The sequence below is a fragment of the Geobacillus sp. YHL genome (genome assembly GCF_022341265.1).
Classification (GTDB): Bacteria; Bacillota; Bacilli; order Bacillales; family Anoxybacillaceae; genus Geobacillus; species Geobacillus thermoleovorans.
Genome location: NZ_JAEIGB010000002.1, coordinates 151,531 through 174,145 on the forward strand (window position 1 = coordinate 151,531; position 22,615 = coordinate 174,145).

A 22,615-nucleotide genomic window follows, 5' to 3' on the forward strand; every position below is an offset into this window, starting at 1 on the left:
CACACGGCAATCATGAGCGGGCGGCTTTACGCACTTTCCCAAAGACAAACGTCAGCGCAAACGGCACCACAATCGCGATCGCCATGCCGATAAAGAACGGCGTCCACTTTTGCGGCACGATCGACAAGAAACCCGGCAGGCCGCCGACACCGATCGACGGAGCGATGACTTTATTGAGCGTAATAAACATGCCGGCGATCGCCGCTCCGGTCATCGCTGCGATAAACGGGAAACGAAAGCGCAAGTTGACCCCGAACATCGCCGGTTCCGTGATGCCTAAATACGCGGAAACAGCCGACGTAAACGACAAACCGCGCAGCTTTTCCTCCTTCGCGACAAACATCATCGCCAACGCTGCCGAACCTTGGGCGATGTTGGACATGACCAAAATCGGCCATAAGAATGTGCCGCCGGTATTGGCAATCAGCTGCAAGTCAACCGGCAAGAACGTATGGTGCATCCCGGTGACGACAAGCGGCGCATACAGCGCTCCATACAACAATCCTCCAAGAGCCGGAACCGTGTCAAAAATCGTGACAAACAAGTGGGTAATGGCATTGCCGATCGCAAATGTGACCGGCCCAATAGCGATGAACGCCAAAAAGCCCGTAATGAGCAACGCAAGCGGCGCGACAAGCAACAGCTGAAACGCATCCGGAATGCGCTTGCGCAAAAACAGCTCAAGCTTCGCCAGCACGTAGGAAGCCACCAACACCGGCAGCACTTGCCCTTGGTAGCCGACTTTTTGCACTTCAAAGCCGAACAAGTTCCAAACCGGAATCTCTCCTTTTTCTTTCGCCGCTCCCCAGCCCCAAGCGTTGAGCAAATCTGGGTGGACGAGCATCAAACCAAGGACAATCCCTAAGAGCGGGCTGCCGCCGAATTTCGTCACTGCTGACCAGCCGATCAAACCGGGCAGGAAGACGAACGCCGTATTGGCGATCAAGTTGATCATGTTCGCCAAATCGGCCCATTCTTTGTGCACCTCGACAAACGATTTCCCTTCGTAAAAAATGCCTGGGCCTGTCAAGACGTTGTTAATACCCATTAACAAACCGGCCGTCACGATCGCCGGCAAGATGGGAATGAAAATATCAGCCAGCGTCTTAATCGCGCGTTGCAGCGGATTGAGCTTCGCTTCCGCAGCGTCTTTCATCTCCTGCTTTGTCGCCCGGCCGATGCCCGTCAGCTCGATGAGGTCGTCATACACTTTATCGACAAGCCCTTGGCCGATGACGACTTGAAACTGGCCGTTTGCGGAAAACGACCCTTTGACGACATCGATGCGCTCAAGCGCTTCCTTATTGACTTTTCCTTCCTCTTTGAGCGCAAACCGAAGCCGGGTCACACAATGCGTGGCGGCGACGATGTTTTCTTTGCCGCCGATGGCTTCAACGATTTGCGCGGCTGCTTGTTGGTATGCCCCCATGATGAACGCCTCCCTTTTCTTTCCTTAACGACCGCTATAGCGTTAAATCGCTTTCAGCAACCGGTTGCAAACAAACTTGTATATACAACCTGAATTCATTTTATCTTGTATATACAAGTTTGTCAACATCTTTCGATGACCGCCTTCATTTTTCGACAATAGTTGTTGTTTTTTTTTGCTAACTTCCACTTCTTTTGTTATGTTTTGTCAAGCGGCAGGAAAATCAACGACCAAGTAGGAAAATAAAACATAACGCAAATCAATGCCAAAAGACGAGAAAGGATGAGGGAATGCGATGAAAACCTATACACTCCGCGAAGCAGCGAAAAAAATCGGGGTCACCGCCCGCGATTTGAAACAATGGGAAAAGCAGTTCGCCGGATCGATTGCCGTCCCACGCACAACCGAGGGGGCACGCATGTACACCGACGAGCTGATCGACCGGTTTCGCCATATCCGCACTTGGCTTGAGGACGGCCGCCATCCGCGCGAAGTGGCTGAAATGATCAGGCAAATGGACGGACAACCGGCAGAGCGAGCCAACGAGACAGCCGCTCAAGTGGAAACAGCCGTCATGGAAGGGGAAATCATCGATGTGCCCCGCCTGCTGCATCAAGGGATGCCATACATAGCCGAGCAGTTGGCGGCCCGCTTAAAAGACGATATCGTCGACGCCTTGAAACAGGAAACGACAGCCACGGTCCGGCAAGCGATGGATGAGGTGAAAGGCCGCCTTGACTACATCGAGGAGCAAACGACGGCAGCTGCCGAAACGGTGCGCCGTTCACTCCGCGATTACGAGGACGCATGGCAGCAAAAAACGGAACAGCTGCATGAACATTTGGAAACGGTCGTCGCGTTCTGTCACGAGGAAAAGGCAAGGCAGGAAGAGGAGCGAAAACAGCTCGAACTGCGCATTTTAGAACGGGAAAAAGCGTTTCGCGAGCTCGTGTTGTCGTTTCGGCAAACCGCTGCCAGCACCAGCGCTGCTCGAACACGGGCAAATAAATGGTGGAAGTTTTGGTGAAGACGATTTTGGCATCCATGTGACAAGGGCACCCGTTTTGGATGCGCCATACCTCCGTCAAAAATCAAAAAAGGGCCCCGCCAAAACTCGGGCCCCTTTTTGCGTCATATTCGGCGGCTCTCGGCCGCATGTCGTTTGATGGCTTCGATCAAGTGCGCTTCTTCTTGTTTGGTGACATGGAAGCGGACGCCATAATAGTAGGCGTGGACAAACGGTCTTTCCCAGACAAGCTGCCCCCGCAGCGTAAAGGGGGCAGCGTTTAGCCAAAACGAGATGTCAACCAGCGTTCCCCCTGTTGAAAAGGGAAGGCGGCCTTCCGTTTCGATTTTCATCCCGTGCGGACTTAGATCGTGAATGTAGACGCTGCGCTCACCATCGGCTGTGCGCAGTTCAGCCGGGAGCGGCCGGCCAAACTGATACCGGAACGGTTCTTGACGCTTAAACCTCATCCTTCCTCCCCTTTTCCAAGCAGCTTCGTCGGTTCTTTCCAGACATCCACCACCATCCCGGCTTCGTCAGTGTCAACGACAAACGAACCCGTGCTGTAGCGGTCGGAGAGACGAAGGGAAGCGGCTTCGATCGTCTCGACCACCCCTTTTTCCGTCCGCAATCCGACCATTTCCTCATCGTTGCTGACAAAGACGGCGCCGACAACTCGGTGCGGGTTGGATTTCACTTCACGTACGATCACAACGCCGCGCTTCGCTCGTGAGGACGGCTCAAACTCGCTCATCGCCACTTTTTTCACCGCTCCGCGCTGCGTCACGACGACGAACGAGCCCCCCTTTTCTAGGCGAACGGGGCACGCAGCGGCGACAAAGTCCCCTTCCTTCAATTGAATCCCTTTCACGCCAGCCGCGCGCACGCCAACAAGGCTGATCTCCTCCTCGGCAAACAAGAGCGCATGTCCATCATGCGTCGCAAGCCAAAGATGGCCGCATCCATCCGTCGCGTAGACGGCGATGACGTCATCATCCTCTTTCACATTGACGGCCACAAGCGGGCGGGTGTAGCGCTGCACTTGGTATTGAGCGAGCTCCGTTCGCTTTACGAGCCCTTGTTTCGTCACAAAGATGAGCTGCTCCCCGGTGTCAAAGGAAGAGACTGGAACAGCGGCGACGAGTTCATCGTCGCGTTCAAGCGGAATGAGATGGGAAATGTGCTGGCCGACCTCTTTCCAACGGATATCAGGGAGCGTATGCACCGGGCAGTATAAATAATAACCGCGGCGGGTGAAAAGCAAGAGCACATCGGTCGTATTCATCTCGAGCTGGGCGAGCAGCCGATCCGTTTCCTTCATGCCCATGTCTTGACCGTTTGAGGCGCTGTATGAACGATAGCTCGTCCTCTTCACATATCCTTCTTTTGTCACGGTGACGATCACGTCTTCCGCCGGAATGAGCGCCTCCACCTTCACTTTCAGCTCTTCAATCTCCTCTTCAATCACCGTCCGCCGCTCATCGGCATATTGCTTTTTCATCGCCTTCAGCTCTTTTTTGATGACGCCAAGCAGCTTCTTTTCATCTGCGAGAATCCCCGTAAGTTCCGCAATCGCTTGATCCAGTTCTTCCGCTTCTTGACGCAGCGCCGTGATGTCGGTGTTCGTCAACCGATACAGCTGGAGCGTCACGATCGCCTCGGCCTGCGCTTCGGTGAATCCGTAATGAGCCATCAGCCGTTCTTTGGCGTCGCGCTTGTCGCTTGAAGCACGAATCGTCGCAATCACCTCATCCAAAATGGAAAGCGCCCGAATCAAGCCGTCGACGATGTGCTTCCGCTCATTCGCTTTTTTCAGCTCAAAATGCGAGCGGTTGGTGACGACCTCTTTCCGGTGGGCGATGTAGGCATCCAACAGCTCCGGCAAACTCATCAGCTTCGGCCGGCGCTCATGGATCGCCACCATGTTGAAGCTGTACGGCACTTGCAAATCCGTATTTTTGTACAAGTAGTTGAGAATCGCTTCCGCATCGGCGTCTTTTTTCAATTCGATGACGATCGACAGCCCGTTCCGGTCCGTTTCATCGCGCACATCGGCGATGCCGTCGAGCTTTTTGTCGAGGCGAAGCTCGTCAATTTTTTTCACTAAATTCGCTTTGTTCACTTCATACGGCAGTTCCGTGATGACAATGTGCTTTTTCCCACCTTTTCCCTGCTCGATGGCGGCTTTGGCGCGGATGATGATTTTCCCGCGGCCGGTCTCATACGCCTTGCGGATGCCGTCTTTCCCTTGGATGATGCCGCCGGTCGGAAAATCGGGGCCAGGAAGAACCGTCATCAGCTCGTCAACAGTGCAATCCGGCCGGTCGATCCGCATCAAGACGGCGTCGATCACCTCGCCAAGCGCATGCGGCGGAATATCGGTCGCATAGCCGGCCGAAATCCCGGTCGAGCCGTTCACCAACAAATTCGGAAACATCGCCGGCAAGACGGTCGGCTCATCGGTCGTATCGTCAAAGTTCGGCACAAACGGAACCGTTTCTTTGTCAATATCGCGAAGCAACTCGGCGGCAATCGCCGACAGGCGCGCTTCCGTGTAGCGCATCGCCGCCGGCGGGTCGCCGTCGATGCTGCCGTTGTTGCCGTGCATCTCCACCAGCACGTTGCGCAGCTTCCACTCTTGGCTCATCCGCACCATCGCTTCATACACCGATGAGTCGCCGTGCGGATGAAAGTTGCCGATCACGTTCCCAACCGTTTTCGCCGCCTTGCGAAACGGTTTATCAGCCGTGTTGCCATCCATGTACATCGCATACAAAATGCGGCGCTGCACGGGCTTCAGCCCGTCGCGCGCATCCGGGAGCGCCCGGTCTTGGATAATGTATTTGCTGTAGCGGCCAAAGCGGTCGCCAAGCACGTCCTCTAACGGCATTTCCAGCAATCGTTCTGCCATCGTCATTCTCCTTTCCTAACACATCAGCGCCAAAAAGGCGGCGCCTTTTCACGCCGCCATCAGCCGATCCATCCCGGTTCCTCTTCGAGCCCGAAGGCGACGTGCGTTTCGATCCATTTGCGGCGCGGCTCGACTTTGTCGCCCATGAGCGTCGTCACCCTCCGTTCGGCGCGGGCCGCATCTTCAATGCGCACGCGGATGAGCGTACGCGTCTGTGGGTTCATCGTCGTTTCCCATAATTGATCGGCGTTCATTTCGCCGAGCCCTTTATAGCGCTGAATCGTATAGCCGCGGCCCATTTTTTTCGTAATTTCTTTCAACTGCTCGTCCGTCCACGCATATTCGACGATTTCGTTTTTGCCGCTTTTTTTGCTGATTTTGTAAAGCGGCGGCAAGGCGATGTACACTTTTCCCGCTTCAATCAGCGGACGCATGTAGCGGTAAAAAAACGTCAAAAGCAGCACTTGAATATGGGCGCCGTCCGTGTCGGCATCGGTCATAATGATCACTTTGTCGTAGTTGACATCATCGAGCGAAAAATCAGCCCCGACGCCGCCGCCGATGGCGTGGATGATCGTATTGATTTCCTCGTTTTTCAAAATATCGCCAAGTTTCGCCTTTTCCGTGTTGATGACTTTTCCGCGCAGCGGAAGCACCGCCTGGAATCGACGGTCGCGCCCTTGTTTCGCCGAACCGCCCGCCGAATCGCCTTCAACGAGATAGAGCTCATTTTTTTGCGGATTGCGCCCTTGCGCCGGCGTCAGCTTGCCGCTTAAGAGCGCCTCTTTCCCTTTCCGCTTTTTGCCGCTTCTCGCCTCTTCGCGCGCTTTGCGGGCCGCTTCACGCGCCTGATAGGCCCGGATCGCTTTCTTAATGAGCATCGCGCTTACGTCCGGGTTTTCTTGCAGAAAGTACATGAGCTGCTCGGACACCACCGCATCGACGGCCGAACGCGCTTCGCTCGTTCCGAGCTTTCCTTTCGTCTGCCCTTCAAACTGCAGCAAGTGCTCTGGGATGCGCACCGAAACGACCGCGGACAACCCTTCGCGAATATCGGACCCTTCGAGGTTTTTGTCCTTTTCCTTCAGCAGACCAACGCGGCGGGCGTATTCGTTAAAAACGCGCGTCATCGCCGTTTTTGCACCCGCCTCATGCGTGCCGCCGTCTTTTGTGCGCACGTTGTTGACAAACGACAGCACGTTTTCCGAATAACCGTCATGAAACTGGAACGCAAACTCGACTTCAATGCCGTTTTGCTCGCCAGCAAAATACACAACCGGGTGGAGCACATCTTTCTCCTCATTCAAATAGGCGACAAACGCTTCAATTCCGTTTTCGTAGTGGAACACCTCGCGCATGCCGGTCCGTTCGTCAACGAGTTCGATTTTCAACCCTTTCAGCAAAAACGCTGATTCGCGCAGCCGTTCACTCAATGTTTCATAATCGAAGACCGTCGTGCTGAAAATCGTTGGGTCCGGCTTAAATTGAATGATGGTTCCGGTTTTGTTCGTTGTGCCGATTTTCTCTAGCGTCGTCACCGGTTTGCCTCCATGCTCAAACCGCTGCCGGTAAATGAAGCCGTCGCGATGAATCGTGACGACCAGCCATTCTGATAAGGCGTTGACAACCGACGCCCCGACTCCGTGCAGGCCGCCGCTCGTTTTATAGCCGCCTTGGCCGAATTTGCCGCCGGCATGAAGCACGGTCAAAATGACTTCCGGCGTCGGCTTGCCAAGCTTATGCATCCCGACCGGCATGCCGCGCCCTTCATCAAGGACGGTGATGCTGTTGTCTTTATGTATTTGCACCAAAATGTAATTTCCATATCCGGCCAACGCTTCATCGACCGAGTTGTCGACGATTTCATAAACAAGATGATGCAAACCGCGGCTGTCGGTGCTGCCAATGTACATCCCCGGCCGCTTCCTCACCGCCTCAAGTCCTTCTAACACTTGAATGGCATCTTCGTTATATTCGTATGCCGCTCGCTTTGCCACAAGGCCACCCCTTTCTGCCAAAACAAGAACATCTGTTTCTGTTTTATTGTATCATAAAATGACCAGCTGTCCATTGTCTTTTGACACCGCTTGACAAAATCGGACAACAGCGCCTGAAAAACGAAAGGACCATCTTAGAGAAGATGGCCGTTTCGTCAATGACGCGCTTCGCCTGTTACGGGCGTTTTGTAAGCGCATGTTCTACTTTAATGCAGCGATCCATAATCACCGTATAGCCTTTTTCTTTTAAAAACGCGTATGCTTCTTCATTGACGACGCCAAGCTGCGCCCAAAATACGTCCGCGTCGATTTGCACAAACTCGCGGGCGAGCTCCGGCAAATGTTCGGAACGGCGAAACACATCGACGATATCGACATGCCCTTCGATATCCGTCAGTTTGTCGACCGCTGGAATGCCTTCCCATTCCTCGATCATCGGGTTAACCGGAATGATTTCGTATCCAGCGTCTTTCATCGCTTTCGCCACCATATACGACTCGCGCTCCGGATTGTTGGACAACCCAACGACGGCAATCCGTTTCGCCTTGCGCAAAATCTCGCCGATTTCCTCCCGGCTCGGGTTGACAATGGACATCCGGGTTCTCTCCTTCCTTTATTCTCCTTTTTGCTGTACTAGTTTCGCTCCAGCCAGATCAAAATCCTGCCCAGCCAATAGAAAAAGGAAAAAATCATCGATCTTTTTTGCACAGCGCCCACGCATCCTAGGCCGGCCACAACAGACGCAAACTTGAACATCATATTCATCGCCTACGCATCGATCCGCTTTCTCGTCCGCATCCAGACATTCTGTTTGCTGGCTGTCCGAACATGGATGACCTGCTGCCAGTTATTTTATGTTCCACCCGGCGTACACTCCAGCTAAAAAAACGGTCGTCATGGCAATCGCATGGACGATCATCCATCCCCACCGGCCGTAGCGGAACGAGGAAGCCGCAAGCGGAGAGCGCGCCTTTTGGGGGACGATTTTTCCGCCCATCCACTCAAAGAAAAGCAAATACAGCCACCAGGCGGTGTATGAATCCCATACATCCCACTTCTTATAATCAATCAGAGAGAGCGGCGACACAAGAGCAACCAACTCGAACAACATAATCAACTGCACCATCGCAAAGTAAAACGGCAACTTCCATGCCCAGCTTTCCGGACTGTACTTGACTCCAAACAAAACGAAAAACGGAATGACGGTTGCCATTTCAACGAGCGGAATCGGTGTATAAGGAACGAGCTTAACAGGGAAGGAGTAAAAGCCTGCATAGACAAACGCAAGGCAAAGAACGATGCCTGTCACCGCACTGAATGCATACAAAACCGCATATCTCCGTATATGCCGTTTGGCGATCCAAAAACTTCCCGCTATACTCAACATGACCGCTGAGAGTTCCACCGTCCAAACAACAGGAAGAGAAAACGTCATCATCGATCCTCCCTAACCCATTTCCCACTCCCTAAACGCTGTCTCAGACAGCACTGTTAGTATAATCCAAAGCATAGAATTTATTCCGGCGCCCTCACCGGCTTTCCACTCCATCAGGCTGCCTAGCATGGCTTAACAAACGTGCTTCGTGCAAATTTAATTATTGATGAAGAAAAGGTGTCCCGCTGTGTTTTTGGGACACCTTCCATGGATCGGACTGCATCAAACTTTCAAGAATTTCCGAAAAAAGAAATCATTGTGCAACAAACACTAAAATTTTCCCGAACGAAAAATCGAGTAAAGCAGCCAACCAAATAGAAAAGCGGACGCGCCTAATCCGATTTCAACAGCAGGAATCTTCCACAGCAGCGTCGACGGACGCCCCAATGATGAAGCGATCATCAGGCCGACGAGGACGATGCTCAGCGAAAGAAGAACGATGCTAAACGACAGCCGGTTCGTCATCTGGTCGAGCTTCTTTAGCAGCGCTTCCAAATCAGGAGCCGTGATTTCCAATCGAAGCTTGCCATGCCGCATCATTTTCGTCCATTCCTTTACGCCCTCCGGCAAGCGAAGCAGCCATTCACCATAATCAAAAATCCGCTTCCACGCTGTTTCTGCCACGCGATCAGGCCGAAGACGCTCTTTCATCAGCTTTCTCCCAAACGGTTCGGCAACGTCCATGATGCGAAACTGCGGGTCAAGCGTCTCCACAACCCCTTCGACCGTCAACAGCGCTTTTCCTAACAGCGTCAAATCGCTTGGGATGCGAATGCCATGGCGAAATGCCACCGAAAGCAAATCCTCGACGGCTTCCCCAAGACTGATCTCACCGAGCGGGACGCCGTAGTATTTCTCCCGCAGCTCGTCAAGATCATCGCGCAATTTTCCTTCATCGACTCCGTCAGGAACAATCCCTAAGCCGTAGATCGCACCCAACACCCCATCCGTGTTTTGCCGCATTAAGGCGATGATGAGTGAAGAAAGATGATGTTTGACATGGGGGCGAAGGCGGCCCATCAAGCCAAAGTCAATGAAGGAAAGCGTTCCATCGTCAAGAACAAATACATTGCCAGGATGAGGGTCGCCATGAAAAAATCCATGCTCAAACATTTGTTTAAAGGTTGCTTCAGCCAAACGCTCGGCGATCGTTTTTAAGGAGTGGCCGTTCGCTTTCAGCCGCTCGAGCTCCCCAAGTTTCATTCCTTCGACATATTCCATCGTGAGCACGGTTTTCGTCGTATAATCCCAAAACACCTTCGGGACATACACCGACGAATCGTCGGCAAACTGCTGTGCAAACCGTTCCGCATGGCGCGCCTCGACGGTATAATCCAGCTCCTGCCGTAATGAACGCGCCAGTTCATCGACAATTTCAGACAATTGGTAGGTTGCCGCCCAATCGAGACGACGTTCCGCCAGCACGGCCAAATCTTGCAAAATTTCCAGATCCGTCTCCACCCGCGCAGCGATGTGCGGACGCTGCACTTTCACCGCCACGGCTTGTCCGGAAGGAAGAACCGCCCGGTGCACTTGTCCGAGCGAAGCGGCAGCGAGCGGCGTTTCGTCAAATGAACGAAACAAGGTTTCAAGCGAGCCCCCAAGTTCTGTTTCCACCCTCCGGCGAACGTCGGCAAACGGAAACGGCGGAACTTGGTCTTGCAGTTTTTCGAGCTCGCTGATGATCGGAGCGGGAATCAAATCCGGCCGTGTGCTGGCAATTTGCCCGAGCTTCACGAACGTCGGGCCGAGCTCCTCGAGCACAAGGCGGAGCCGCTCCCCAACCGTTTTTCCTTCCTTTTTCCCTTGCTCCGCTCTCCATCGCGGCGGCAAAGAAAGAAAAGACGAAAAGCCGAGCTCATCGACGATCATCCCGAATCCGTGCCGAAGCAAGGAGACGGCGATTTCGTGATACCTTCCGATATGGCGCATCCGTTTTCCGATCATCGGGACATCTCTCCTAAGGCGGCAAAAAGCGAGCGGACAGGCCGCATCGGTTTACTGCCCGCTTTGTTCTTTTTCCTCCAGACGGCGGATTCGCTCCTCGAGTTGCCGCACGTCTTCTTTTGTTGCCAATTCAAGCTTGTCGATCACCTGCTTGATTTGCTCGCGTACAAGCCGCTGCACTTCCGTTTTCCGCGCTTCGGTCTGCTGCTTCCATTGATCGATCACTTCCTTCGATTCGTCAAGCGACAATTCGCCTTTTTTGACAAGCTCGTCAATGATCTTTTCCACTTGTTCTTTGCTTGCAATCGCCAATCCCAGCCCGAATGCCAATCCTTTTTTCAAAATGCTCATTCGTTTGTAGCCTCCTTGTGCCATTGTGTTTTCCTTATTGTACCATTCTTTGGCGATCCATGTCGAGCTAGACGGCAGCTCTTTTGTATAGGAGACAGGTCGATGCGGCATGCTATCGTTGGACAACGATGCAAAGGAGGGGATTTTAATGGCTGATGAACCGTTGCATTACGGAGAAGACTATCATGTTATTCCCGCGACATCCGCAGCAAGCGGCGTCGGCGTCAGCGTGCTGCCCGATTTGTACTGCCATACGATCCAAATCGTCAACATTTGCCTCGTCGGCCGCCCTGGCGACGGCGCATTCGTCTTGATCGATGCGGGAATGCCGGGGTCAGCGGACGATATTATTTCCGCTGTTGAAGACCGCTTTGGCAGCGGCAGCCGCCCGCAAGCCATTATTTTAACCCATGGCCACTTTGACCACGTCGGAGCCTTAATTGAACTCGTCCGGGAATGGAATGTGCCGGTGTACGCCCACAAAGACGAACTGCCGTATTTAACCGGCAAAGCGCGTTATCCCGAACCGGACGCGTCCGTTGAAGGCGGACTTCTCGCCAAAATCTCGCCGTTTTTCCCAAACGAACCGATCCAGCTTGGCAGCCGCGTCCAACCTCTACCTGAGGACGGCACTGTCCCGCATTTGCCGGAGTTCCGCTGGCTGCACACCCCCGGGCACACACCGGGCCACATCTCCTTGTTCCGTCCGCGCGATGCGGCCTTGATCGCTGGCGATGCGTTTGTCACGGTCCGCCAAGACTCACTGTACAAAGTATTGACCCAGCAAACCGAAATTACCGGCCCGCCACGCTACTATACGATCGACTGGACGGCCGCCCGCGAATCGGTGCGCAAATTGGCCGCCCTCTTCCCATCGGTCGCTGTCACGGGACACGGCGCCCCAGTAGCGGGAGACGAGTTGCGTGATGGGCTGACGAAGCTCGCTTGTGATTTTGACCGCATCGCTGTCCCAGATTACGGAAAGTACGTCCATTAACGGAGCGATCCCGCCGACGCTTACAATGGGAAATGAAAGGCTTCCCGGTTTGAAATGATCAGCGGCAGGCCGTGGCTAAGAAAAAAGGGTGTCCCAATCGGACACCCTTACACTGTCGACAACAGCCGCCAATTTGCTACTGAAAGCGGAATCCGTGCTGCTGCAACGTCAAGACGATGCGTTCCTTCGAAATCTTTTTTTCATCAAATTGAACCTTCACTTCCCCATCTTCCGTGTCGACGAGCGAGCGCTCCACGCCGTCGAGCCCACTAAGAAGATGTTCAATGCGCGCAATGGGTTGCGGCGACGTCGCCCCATCGATATAAAAGGTAGCTTCAGCCATCCTCTTCCCTCCTTCCGCAAAAACATGCCGTTCCCCGCCGCTTATTTTGCCCGATTCCCGCCCGCATAAACGGGCCCATCGCTCCGTTAGCGATGGCATAAAAAAAGATGGCAAGAATTGCTCTTGCCATCTGTCATAAAAAATGGGCCTAAGTGGACTTGAACCACCGACCTCACGCTTATCAGGCGTGCGCTCTGACCAGCTGAGCTATAGGCCCGTTTATGAATGGAGGGGGACGGATTCGAACCGCCGAACCCAAAGGGAGCGGATTTACAGTCCGCCGCGTTTAGCCACTTCGCTACCCCTCCATAAATAAAAAATGCCGACTGCAGGACTCGAACCCGCAACCTACTGATTACGATTCAGTTGCTCTACCAATTGAGCTAAGTCGGCATGATAGAAGTAGACCGTGACTCCTTGGCTTCTGTTGTGTCCCTTCCTCTCCCAGCCAATTCGAAGACGCTGGATGCGTCGGGACAACTCGAAGCAAATTCGACGATGCAGATGCTCGTCTCTACCAATTGAGCTAAGTCGGCATAAAATAAATGCAAGAAGGTGGCTCATTGTTGTGCTCTGTGCCTCTTCCTCTACAAGCTGTTTCGAGGAAGCAGGATGCGTCGAGGCAACTCGAAGCCGACTCGACGAAGCAGGTGCTCGTCTCTACCAATTGAGCTAAGTCAATATTTATGGCGGAGGAGGAGGGATTCGAACCCCCGCGGGCTGTGACACCCCTATCGGTTTTCGAAACCGACCCCTTCAGCCAGACTTGGGTACTCCTCCGTAGCTGTTTGGAGCGATGCGGTCGAGAGGACTTGAACCTCCACGGGGTCGCCCCCACTAGGCCCTCAACCTAGCGCGTCTGCCATTCCGCCACGACCGCATGGAAATGGAGCGTAGGGGATTTGAACCCCTGACCTCTTCGCTGCCAGCGAAGCGTTCTCCCCCTGAACTAACGCCCCATGATGGTGGAGTATACTGGGATCGAACCAGTGACCCCCACGCTGTCAACGTGGTGCTCTCCCGCTGAGCTAATACTCCACGACATCGCCTAGCAGCGACCTACTCTTGCAGGGGCGCTGGCCCCAACTACCATCGGCGCTGGAGGGCTTAACTTCCGTGTTCGGGATGGGAACGGGTGTTTCCCCTCCGCTATCACCACTAGGCAATGGCGACGATTTTTATTATAAAGGAATCCAAAAGTTTGTCAAGTTTTTTGTATCTTTTATTTGAGTTCTCTCAGAATCGGAACGACAATGTAAAATCTACTATAAAAAAACAAAAGAGTCAACCCTCTTTTTCATTTTTTTCGATCTTCACTGTCTCTTTCTCTAAAGTTCTTGTCATCCTCTTCCTTATACACGTATAATATAGGGAGAAGGAACGTACAATAAAGCAGGGCACTGGCGGTCACCAATGCCCTGCATGCACAGCCGCTGCAAGAAGCGCAGTGGCCCAAGCCTCGGGCATCGTAACCTACCCTCGCCTCGGCCTAGCAGGGTGGGTTACTTTTTGTCTTTGGATACGGCGATCACCGCAACAACGAGTGACGCAAACGCAATCATGAGCGTCAGCGCATCGGCAATCGTCATCATCAGCACCACCCCCCTTCGTTCAGGGAGTGGCCACTGCCCACCCTGCATATAGCTGTGCATGTTTCATTATACCATTGAATGAAGTAAATGCGAATATACATTCGTGTTCTCGTCGAAAATTAGGAATGTTTCCCTACCCGAGGAGGACAAACGCCGCTTTTCCCGTTGCTTCCACCCCTTCCCCCATAAAATTAATTTGTATAAAATCCGCGTTTTTCCGAATAATGACGATAGACGAATCTTGTTGTTCCAAGGAGGAAAAAAGGTGGAACAAGCAAGACCATCCTACGTTCATGGGCTGTTGCTACTGATCGTCGCCGCCGTGTTCGTTTGGTCGGCCATTCGTCCGGCCAGCTATGCGGTGTGGTCGCTTGAGGTCGCCCCAGCGCTTGTGGGGGTGGGGATCGTGATGGCTCTATACCAACGTTTTCAGCTGACAACGATGTCGTATGTCATCATCGCCATGCTGGCAATCCTCATGTTGATCGGCGGCCATTATATTTACTCCCAAGTTCCCTTTTTTAACTGGATCAAAGAGGCGTTCCATTTCGAACGCAACCATTATGATCGGTTTGGCCATTTCCTCAAAGGGACATTTGCGATCGTCCTTCGGGAAATTTTATTGAGGAAAACACCGTTGCCGCGCGGCGCTTGGCTTTTCACGATCGTCACAAGCATGTCGCTCGCCATCGCTGCCCTGTATGAGATCATCGAATGGCTAGTGTCCATTATCTCCAAAGGAGGCAAGGCATCAAAAGACTTTTTGGGCACGCAAGGCGATATTTGGGACACGCAATGGGATATGTTATGTACATTGATCGGGACGCTGATTGCCCTATGGCTGCTCTCAAAGTGGCACGACCGGCAGCTTGCGCGGTTGGATCAGCCCCGCAGCTAATCTCGTCATGCAGCGGCTTCCACTGCCAATGAGGAAGCCGCTGTTTTTTATTGCACTTTATACAAATAAATTGTCCATGCCGATTCATCGGAAGTGAATACTTTTTGGAGCGCCAGCCTGTTCTCAGCGGCGTTGTCGATCGGAACAGCCGAAAAAATATAGCGGCCGCCCATTTTTTTTAACTGCCTCGTATTTAACTGCAAGTTTTTCAGCCGTTTTTTCGACTGTTTTGTAAACATATACCGTTTCCCGAGTTCTGACGTAAAGATGTAGCAGCGCCCGCCCCACTCATCAAAATACGTGCGGATCGTTTTGCTTTTCGCCAGTTCACGTTCAATGATTTTGCGGAACTCGTATTTGTAGGACAACGGGTAAAAGTTGTTGTACGTATCAAGCGTGTAAAACCCGTTGTATTGGGCGATGGCCGGATGAAGGCCGATGCTGACGACGCGGTACTCGGACACCGGGAGTCCGATGTATTCTTTGATTTCTTGGAATTGTTTTTCCGCATAAAATTGTTTCACCGTCGGTTCATAACGGAAGACGAGTTCCTCGTTAATTAAAAACACAAGGATGATTTGCGCCGCTAACAACCGTTTCGCCCACGTTTTCCCCTTTTCGCTCGATTGCCAGATGATTTTCAACGCCAGCGCAAACTGCACATAAATGATCAGCGGACGCAAAAAATGGAAGCGGGCGAAGTTAAACGTATCTAAAAAATGAAACCGCTCGGTCAATGGCAGCCACCCTTTATAAAACCAAAAGGCGTACCATGCCGACAGCGCGAAATTCAGCCCAAACAAGAAAAGAAACACCCGTTCCTCTTTCCATCGTTTGTTAGCGAAAATGAGGAACAACGCGATGAACCAGGCCGGTAAAATAAACAACGTATGCTCGGTCATAACGTGGTGATGGCCGAGAAGAAAGTTTTTCCACGTTAAACGGACACAATGCCAAAACGTCAGGCGCGCGTGGAAGTACTCATCCCGGCTCGTCGGCTCGTCTTCCCATAAAAACGAGTACACAAGCCGGTACTCGACCAGCAAATAGAGCAGCGTCATATACGCGATGGAAAGGAAAAAACGGACGTTCCACCCCTTTCCGCGCAGCACATCCAAAAGCCAAAGAGCGCCCATGGCGGCCAGAAAGAAAAAGAAACCGAGCACAAAACTCGAATAAAACGGGAGAAGCGTGAGGGCGGCATAATGTTTCCACTCCCCCTCGCCTTTTCGAATGCTCAAAAACGCCCAAAGCGCGAGCGGCATGCCTAACGTGCTTAACATCCCTGACGGCCAAAACAGCGTCAGCGCAAAAGCGAGCGCCACGCCGATGCGAACAGCCATCCACCGCCGCTCAGGCAGGAAATGCGTTTTCAACAACAGATACATGCCCAAAAACGCCACCACCCTTGTGATCGTTTGGCTGAGCGCATAAGCAGTCATCGTGGGAAATAACGCGTGCAGCCAGACGATGCCGGTCAACTCCGAACCGAGGGCATTTCTTGACAACTTGCCGTTGGCGATTTGCGGAATCTTCGCGTCAAGCGGCCCGGTGATTTTTCCGCTTTCGGAGAGCACCTTATACCAAGCGATATTGGAATCCAAATTATCGTGGACGCGAATATGGGCGTTTTCGCCAAGGAGAAAGAGCGGGGACACGTAAAGGGCGATGACGCCAAGCGCCAAAAGGAAAAATCGCCGCTCGCTTTGTACGTCCATCGGCATGACGCTCCTATTTCCAAGTTTCTATTGGATACGATGTGCAATTAGGAGAAAATTATTCCTAAGGACGGTCGAAGGGAGGATGGATGAAGAGCCTCCACTTCTTTATGAAGCTGCAACAGAAAATCAGCCCATGACATGCATCGAAAATATGTTATGATATAGATATAAACAGAAAGAAACAGACAAAAAACAACAATCCAGAAAGGAGTTCCTCATGTTAGCAGCAGAACGGCAGCAAAAAATCGTCGAGATCGTCAATGAACGGTTAAGCGTTCGTGTTTCTGAACTAAGCAAGCTGTTTTCCGTTACGGAGGAAACGATCCGGCGCGACCTTGAAAAATTAGAAAAGGAAAACAAACTGAAACGAAGCCATGGGGGCGCCATCAGCATTCGCCATGAATCGGAAATCGACTTTTCCGAACGAGAGATCACGAACGCAACAGAAAAAAAGGCGATCGCCGAAGAAGCGGCCAAGCTTGTCAAAAGCGGCGACCGCATCATTTTAGACGCCAGCACAACCGCTTGGTATTTGGCCAAAACGCTTCCGGACATGCCACTAACCGTCTTGACCAACTCGATAAAAGTCGCGATTGAGCTCAGCAAAAAAGAAAAAATTCAAGTCATTTCAACAGGCGGCATGTTGTCGCCGCGTTCGCTCTCTTATGTAGGGCCGTTGGCAGAGCGATCGTTGGAAACGTACCATGTTGACAAAGCGTTTTTGTCATGCAAAGGGATTCATTTAGAAAGCGGATTAAGTGAATCGAACGAATGGCAGGCGTTGCTGAAGAAAAAGATGATGTCGATCGCCGATCAAGTTATCTTGATGGCCGATTCAAGCAAGTTTGGGGTGCGTACGTTTGTTCATATGGCTGATCTTGACTGTATCCATCATCTCATTACAGACGATCAAATCGGCCATGAATCCGTGCACAAATTGCAGGAACGGCAAATTGTCCTGACGATCGCCAGAACAGAGCAGAGCGCCGATCGGCTTTCGTTGGAATAGGCCGGCATAGGAGGATACAAAAAGAATGGCAGCTTTGTTTCAGCGGAGGATCCACTCAAATGCATCAAAGCAGGCGGAGCATGTGTGAGCCGCCTGCTTTGGATGAAAAATGAAATTTTGTTGCTTGCCCATCCACATATAGATATATATGAATTTTCTTGAATTTAAACCTTATCGTGATGACTCTATCTTTGACGGTTGTTGTAAATGAAGCTGGTTCAATTGTTCAATCACCATGTTCAACCGATGAGACGGCAAAGACACGACGTTGGCAATTTGACGCAATGTCAACATTTTTAAATGCCCAAACATCGACAGACCGAGCACTTCTGGAGCGTATTGTTTTAGAACGTTTACAGTTTCTTCATGGGAAAGAAGATCAATGAACCTCGTATGCTCAGAAAATGTGAGCACAAACCCACGCTTATTTGGATAAACAAAATCATATTCCCCAGACCCGACAACGAGCTCAACCCCGTATTCCGTCTCGGCAACTGACTGGATGCCGTTCGTTTTGTCCAACGTTCTCCCTTTTTCCCTCACTTCACCCGCACTCGCTTCAGGCAAAATGAGTCTCGCCGTCGCATTGGCTGGAATGCGGATGCGGATGCGAATATCGTTCTCTTGCAATACCCAAGAAGATTCAATCCATCCGTACATCGATTTGTACGTCGCTTTCGCATATGTCAAGTCCAAGCCGCTCCAGCGCGGATGAATGCGGATGCGTTGATAAGCCGGTACGGATTCATCAAGATCCAGCCCAGCGACAACGCGGTACAGCCAATCACCAATGGCTCCGTACGCGTAATGGTTGAAAGAATTCATATCATCGCTCCAAAATGAACCGTCCGGCTTGATGCTGTCCCAATGCTCCCAAATCGTTGTCGCGCCTTTTTTCACACTGTACAACCATGATGGATACGTGTCTTGCAGCAGCAATCTTACTGCAGTGTCATGATAGCCGTTTTCAGACAAAACGAAACATAAATAAGGGGTGCCGACAAAGCCGGTTGTTAAATGGTAGTCGTTTTCAATGACCATCTCATTTAATTCACGAGCAATTCGTTTTTTCGCTTCTCCTTCTACTAAATCAAACATGAGCGCCAATACATGCGCCGTCTGTGTTGGAGAAGCGAGACGACCTGACGGAGTAATAAATTCCTGCTGAAACGCCGCTTTGATGCGATTGAGCAATTCCGTATACGTCCGTACGTCTTCCGCTTTATTTAATACGACGGCGGCATCACGGACAAGACGTGTCGAGTAGGCGTAAAAGGCTGTCGCAATCAAATCGGTGGGCGTAGCACCTACATAGCTGTTTTCCTTGGCATCGAGCGCCAGCCAGTCACCGAAATGGAAGCCGGTATTCCAGAGATGTTCGTTTTCTCCTTGGCGGCGTATATATTCGACCCACGCTTTCATGCTGTCGTATTGCTCCGCCAGCAATCGTTTGTCTCCATACACGAGATACACCGTCCACGGGCAAATGACTGCGGCATCGCCCCATGCAGCGGAAGATGACGCCCCTTCCGCTCCCAATATATTCGGGATGACAAACGGAACGCCGCCGTCTGGAAATTGGTCCGCTTTTAAATCGCGCAGCCATTTTGTAAAAAATGGCGCCCCTTGATAGTTAAATAGAGCGGTGCGGATGAATACTTGCGCATCGCCCGTCCATCCGAGCCGTTCATCGCGCTGTGGGCAATCGGTCGGCACATCAACAAAGTTGCCGCGCTGTCCCCAACGGATGTTTTGTTGGAGTTGATTGACGAGTGGATGAGAACATTCAAAATGCCCCGTCGGCTCCATATCCGAGTGGATCACTTCGCCGACAAAACAATCCAGCGGCAGACCTTTTTCTTGGCCCGGATATCCTTCCACTTTGACATAGCGAAATCCTTGAAACGTAAAATGGGGCGCATATGTCTCTGTTCCTTCCCCCTTGGCAATATAAGTGACCGTCTGCTTTGCCCTGCGCAAATTTCCTGTGTAAAAATTCCCCTCTTTATCCAGAACCTCAGCATGTTGAAGCGTAATCGTTGTTCCCGGTGGTGCGCTGACCGTCATTCGGATGCGGCCCACCATATTTTGCCCCATATCCAGCACCGCTTCCCCCGCAGGCGTCACAAATGAAGCGATGGGGCGAATCGTTTCCGTGATGCGCGTCGGCCAATTTTCTTGCGCGATCAAATGGTTCAACGGCATATCCGTGAGCACTACTGTCGGCTTCCAATCCGAATCATCGAACTTTCCTTCGCACCACCCTGGCTGTTCAAGACGAGCGTCATATACTTCTCCATGGTAAATTTCCGAGTATAAAATCGGGCCTGTCGCCGCTTTCCATGTCGAATCGGTCACAATGATTTCCTCGGTCCCATCTTCATAACAAACATGAAGCTGCACAAGAGCGGCGCGCCGATCGCCGTAAATATGTCGCTTCCCTTCCCAGCCCAGCGTCCCTTTATACCAACCATCCGCCAACATCACACCGATGGCATTGATGCCTTCACATAATTGGCTCGTCACATCGTACGTTTGATATTGAAGGCGCTTATGATAACTCGTCCACCCAGGCGTAAGCACATCTTCCCCAACGCGTTGTCCGTTAAGGTACAGTTCATACAGGCCAACGCCTGTCGCATACACGCGCGCCGCTGCAATCGGTTTGTTCACTTCAAACGGTTTTCTCAACAAAAAAGCAGGTTCTGCCAATGGGTCGATCTCATTGGGATCAGGAGTAATCCATCGCGCTTTCCATTCAGCCGACTCCAACAAAGCTGTTTCCCACCAGGCCGTGTCGCTCCAATCCGACTCTCGTCCAAAGTTATCCCACACTTTCACCCGATAGAAATATCTCGTTCGGGACCGAAGTCTCGGTCCAGCATATTCAATGTGGATAGACTGATCAGATTCGACTCGTCCGGGATCCCAGACCATCATTTTTTCCCCGCGTTCTTCCGTCCATACTTGAATTTGATATGCCTGCTGCACAGTTCCTCGTTGATCCGATTCGATCACCCAACTGAGGCGCGGGCGCAGAACATCAATTCCGAGAGGATTCGTTTTGTATTCGCATTTTGTATCACAGACTTTCAAAACATCCATATGGTTTCCCCTTTCTGCTTTTTGCATGGCGTTAGATTTCATTCAACCAACTTTTTTTGTTATCGCATCAGCTGCTCGCTTGCCAGAAATCAAGGCTTCCCCAACGTCCTTTCGATATTTGTTTGTTTTTCACTCAAGGAACAAGTCCCTCTCTTCTCTTCCAGTGATAAAGAGCTCCTATCATTCCAGCGTCGTTTTGATGCTTGCAAGTTTCAATAGGAATTTTAAATTCCTTCCAAAGCTCAATGTTATCCAAATGAATGTTGAGCTGATTGACTAGATTCCCCCAAGAACTGATCCCTCCCCCAATCAAAATTTTCTGAGGATTTAAGGTGACAGCCAGGTTGAAAATTCCATAACTAAGACATTTCAACCATGAATCAACCAGCTTCTTTACCTCCGGATTCTTTTCCGCCTCAAGGAGCACTTCCTCACCGGATATATTTGCTCCTTGATCCAGCCCCTTCAATTGCTTATAACCATTGACCAATGAAGAAGTAGAGGCGTTTTTATGCATGATATCCTTGTTTCGCCTCCCGCCTTGAGTAATCATAAATCCAAATTCTCCACCTCTGAACGCAGTGCCGCGCACTAGCTCATTATGGATGAAAATCCCTCCCCCGATCCCGGTTCCAATCGTTATGCAAATAAAGTCTGTACAATCAACGGCATTCCCATTTAATTTTTCTGCTAATGCCGCACAATTGCCATCATTTTCAACTTCCACCCTTAGATGAACTTTTTCTTCCAGTAGACGCTTCAAGTTTTGATGGTCCAATGCAGTGATCGATCCCGCTCGTTCAGCATATCCAGTATATGGATTTATATAGCCCGGCAAACTGATCGCAATGCCGCTAATTTCGTGCAGATCCCTATACATCTCAATGACGTTGAGCATATCTGCTAAAAACAGCTCTACATGATGGCGCTGAGTAGGATAGCTGTCCTTTGAAAGAATCGTATAATCTTCTAGCATCACGCTATGTTTTACTGTCGTGCCGCCAACATCAAACACAATATACTTGTTCATCATCCGCCCCCTATGAAATGCAAAATGGATGTATCGATCACTTGATGGAACCCGCAACCATGCCTTCAACGATTTTCTTATTGAAGAAAATAAACAAAATTAATGGCGGAAGCGAGATTAAGAGAATATTCGTAAACAGCAAGTTCCACTCCGTATTGTACATACTCAAAAAGTTGTACAGCGTCAGTTGCAATGTTGCGTTTTCCTTGCCTGGATAAAAATAAAGTGGATTGACAAAGTCGTTATAAATTCCCACCATCGTCAACACCACGACTGTCGCCGAAACCGGTTTTAACAACGGGAAGATAATGGAGAAAAACAGACGGAAACGTCCGCAGCCATCGATTAATGCCGCTTCATCAATTTCCTTTGGAATCGTGGCCATGAAATTTTTATAAAGAAGCACCGTAAACGGAAGTTGGAGCGCCACTTCAACAAGAACGATTCCTGGCATCGTTTTAAACAAGCCGATTTCATTGAGCACCCAAATGGTCGGCACAACTGCTGGAGGAATGATGAGCCCAACAAGAATCAAAAAGTCAAAAAACGGTGTTGCTTTGCTTTTCTTTCGGTGCAGCACATACCCCGCCATAGATCCAAGAAAAATGAGAAGAATAATCGAAAACATGGTGATCATAAGGCTGTTAAAAAAAGCGCGAATGATCATGCCATCTTGTGCCGCCAACACTGTCCGTATATTTTCAATCAGATGAAATGAACTCGGCCATGCCATATTCAACAGGGAAGATTCCTGCACATCCTTTACTGCATTGATCATGACAAAATAAAAAGGAATGCCGAATACAACCAAGGTCAATAAAACAGCGACAAACTCGGCAGCCAT

Annotated in this window: 18 protein-coding genes, 7 tRNA genes and 1 rRNA gene; 4 read left to right on the top strand and 22 right to left on the bottom strand. The window is 51.2% G+C overall.

Annotated features, from left to right (window positions below):
- Positions 1-10 precede the first annotated feature (10 nt).
- Positions 11-1,429 carry a PTS system trehalose-specific EIIBC component gene (gene treP, locus JCR24_RS03250; protein WP_060788520.1) on the bottom strand — a complete coding sequence of 473 codons (1,419 nt, stop codon included), beginning with the start codon at positions 1,427-1,429 and terminating at the stop codon, positions 11-13.
- 295 nt (positions 1,430-1,724) lie between these two features.
- On the opposite strand from treP, the gene JCR24_RS03255 reads away from it, so the two are divergent.
- Entirely contained in the window at positions 1,725-2,456 is a 732-nt protein-coding gene (locus tag JCR24_RS03255) for a MerR family transcriptional regulator (protein ID WP_014195851.1), read from the top strand.
- Positions 2,457-2,560: 104 nt separating this feature from the next.
- On the opposite strand, the gene JCR24_RS03260 is transcribed toward JCR24_RS03255, so the two are convergent.
- The 7 genes from JCR24_RS03260 to JCR24_RS03290 form a co-directional block, all read right to left on the bottom strand.
- The gene (locus tag JCR24_RS03260; RefSeq protein WP_238980072.1) at positions 2,561-2,905 is read right to left on the bottom strand and encodes a PilZ domain-containing protein; all 345 of its coding nucleotides are present in this window, start codon (positions 2,903-2,905) and stop codon (positions 2,561-2,563) included.
- Positions 2,902-5,346 carry a DNA topoisomerase IV subunit A gene (gene parC, locus JCR24_RS03265; RefSeq protein ID WP_015374876.1) on the bottom strand — a complete coding sequence of 815 codons (2,445 nt, stop codon included), beginning with the start codon at positions 5,344-5,346 and terminating at the stop codon, positions 2,902-2,904. Before parC ends, JCR24_RS03260 begins: the two co-directional genes overlap by 4 nt.
- A gap of 59 nt (positions 5,347-5,405) precedes the next feature.
- Positions 5,406-7,343: a DNA topoisomerase IV subunit B gene (gene parE / locus JCR24_RS03270; protein ID WP_238980073.1), complete on the bottom strand. Its 1,938-nt coding sequence runs from the start codon at positions 7,341-7,343 to the stop codon at positions 5,406-5,408.
- A 175-nt stretch (positions 7,344-7,518) separates the two neighbouring features.
- Positions 7,519-7,938, bottom strand: coding sequence for a CoA-binding protein (locus tag JCR24_RS03275; protein WP_238980074.1), 420 nt, complete (start codon positions 7,936-7,938; stop codon positions 7,519-7,521).
- 252 nt (positions 7,939-8,190) lie between these two features.
- Positions 8,191-8,778 (bottom strand): CBO0543 family protein, encoded by a 588-nt coding sequence (locus JCR24_RS03280; protein WP_370643304.1) that lies wholly within the window; start codon positions 8,776-8,778, stop codon positions 8,191-8,193.
- 270 nt (positions 8,779-9,048) lie between these two features.
- The gene (locus JCR24_RS03285) at positions 9,049-10,725 is read right to left on the bottom strand and encodes an ABC1 kinase family protein (protein WP_060788518.1); all 1,677 of its coding nucleotides are present in this window, start codon (positions 10,723-10,725) and stop codon (positions 9,049-9,051) included.
- Between the two features lie 51 nt (positions 10,726-10,776).
- The gene (locus JCR24_RS03290) at positions 10,777-11,076 is read right to left on the bottom strand and encodes a phasin family protein (protein ID WP_025950623.1); all 300 of its coding nucleotides are present in this window, start codon (positions 11,074-11,076) and stop codon (positions 10,777-10,779) included.
- A 148-nt stretch (positions 11,077-11,224) separates the two neighbouring features.
- Between JCR24_RS03290 and JCR24_RS03295 the strand changes: the two genes are divergently transcribed.
- Positions 11,225-12,073, top strand: a complete 849-nt coding sequence (locus tag JCR24_RS03295; RefSeq protein ID WP_238980076.1) for an MBL fold metallo-hydrolase — start codon at positions 11,225-11,227, stop codon at positions 12,071-12,073.
- Between the two features lie 136 nt (positions 12,074-12,209).
- Here JCR24_RS03295 and JCR24_RS03300 read toward each other — a convergent pair whose 3' ends face one another.
- The 10 genes from JCR24_RS03300 to JCR24_RS03345 all read right to left on the bottom strand — a co-directional run bounded on the left by JCR24_RS03300 (position 12,210) and on the right by JCR24_RS03345 (position 14,008).
- Positions 12,210-12,416 carry a heavy-metal-associated domain-containing protein gene (locus JCR24_RS03300; protein ID WP_020756836.1) on the bottom strand — a complete coding sequence of 69 codons (207 nt, stop codon included), beginning with the start codon at positions 12,414-12,416 and terminating at the stop codon, positions 12,210-12,212.
- Positions 12,417-12,559: 143 nt separating this feature from the next.
- Positions 12,560-12,633: transfer RNA gene (locus tag JCR24_RS03305), tRNA-Ile, on the bottom strand.
- A 9-nt stretch (positions 12,634-12,642) separates the two neighbouring features.
- Positions 12,643-12,724: transfer RNA gene (locus JCR24_RS03310), tRNA-Tyr, on the bottom strand.
- A gap of 12 nt (positions 12,725-12,736) precedes the next feature.
- Positions 12,737-12,809 (bottom strand) — tRNA-Thr (locus tag JCR24_RS03315).
- A gap of 294 nt (positions 12,810-13,103) precedes the next feature.
- Positions 13,104-13,196: transfer RNA gene (locus tag JCR24_RS03320), tRNA-Ser, on the bottom strand.
- A 17-nt stretch (positions 13,197-13,213) separates the two neighbouring features.
- Positions 13,214-13,296 (bottom strand) — tRNA-Leu (locus JCR24_RS03325).
- Positions 13,297-13,303: 7 nt separating this feature from the next.
- Positions 13,304-13,375, bottom strand: a tRNA-Ala gene (locus tag JCR24_RS03330).
- 4 nt (positions 13,376-13,379) lie between these two features.
- A tRNA-Val gene (locus tag JCR24_RS03335) sits at positions 13,380-13,454 on the bottom strand.
- Between the two features lie 8 nt (positions 13,455-13,462).
- A 5S ribosomal RNA gene (gene rrf, locus JCR24_RS03340) occupies positions 13,463-13,579 on the bottom strand.
- Positions 13,580-13,918: 339 nt separating this feature from the next.
- Positions 13,919-14,008, bottom strand: a complete 90-nt coding sequence (locus tag JCR24_RS03345; protein WP_020959884.1) for a putative holin-like toxin — start codon at positions 14,006-14,008, stop codon at positions 13,919-13,921.
- A gap of 265 nt (positions 14,009-14,273) precedes the next feature.
- Between JCR24_RS03345 and JCR24_RS03350 the strand changes: the two genes are divergently transcribed.
- Positions 14,274-14,906: a DUF2238 domain-containing protein gene (locus tag JCR24_RS03350; RefSeq protein ID WP_238980077.1), complete on the top strand. Its 633-nt coding sequence runs from the start codon at positions 14,274-14,276 to the stop codon at positions 14,904-14,906.
- A gap of 47 nt (positions 14,907-14,953) precedes the next feature.
- Here the strand turns inward: JCR24_RS03350 and JCR24_RS03355 are convergent, their stop codons facing one another.
- On the bottom strand, positions 14,954-16,624 hold the full coding sequence (locus JCR24_RS03355) for a DUF6044 family protein (protein WP_238980078.1): 1,671 nt from the start codon (positions 16,622-16,624) through the stop codon (positions 14,954-14,956).
- Between the two features lie 220 nt (positions 16,625-16,844).
- Between JCR24_RS03355 and JCR24_RS03360 the strand changes: the two genes are divergently transcribed.
- On the top strand, positions 16,845-17,636 hold the full coding sequence (locus JCR24_RS03360) for a DeoR/GlpR family DNA-binding transcription regulator (RefSeq protein ID WP_025950628.1): 792 nt from the start codon (positions 16,845-16,847) through the stop codon (positions 17,634-17,636).
- A gap of 171 nt (positions 17,637-17,807) precedes the next feature.
- Here the strand turns inward: JCR24_RS03360 and JCR24_RS03365 are convergent, their stop codons facing one another.
- The 3 genes from JCR24_RS03365 to JCR24_RS03375 form a co-directional block, all read right to left on the bottom strand.
- Positions 17,808-20,741, bottom strand: a complete 2,934-nt coding sequence (locus JCR24_RS03365) for an alpha-L-rhamnosidase (RefSeq protein WP_063192629.1) — start codon at positions 20,739-20,741, stop codon at positions 17,808-17,810.
- A gap of 133 nt (positions 20,742-20,874) precedes the next feature.
- Positions 20,875-21,771 (bottom strand): ROK family protein, encoded by an 897-nt coding sequence (locus tag JCR24_RS03370; RefSeq protein WP_025950630.1) that lies wholly within the window; start codon positions 21,769-21,771, stop codon positions 20,875-20,877.
- A gap of 37 nt (positions 21,772-21,808) precedes the next feature.
- Positions 21,809-22,615, bottom strand: coding sequence for a carbohydrate ABC transporter permease (locus JCR24_RS03375; RefSeq protein WP_063193819.1), 807 nt, complete (start codon positions 22,613-22,615; stop codon positions 21,809-21,811).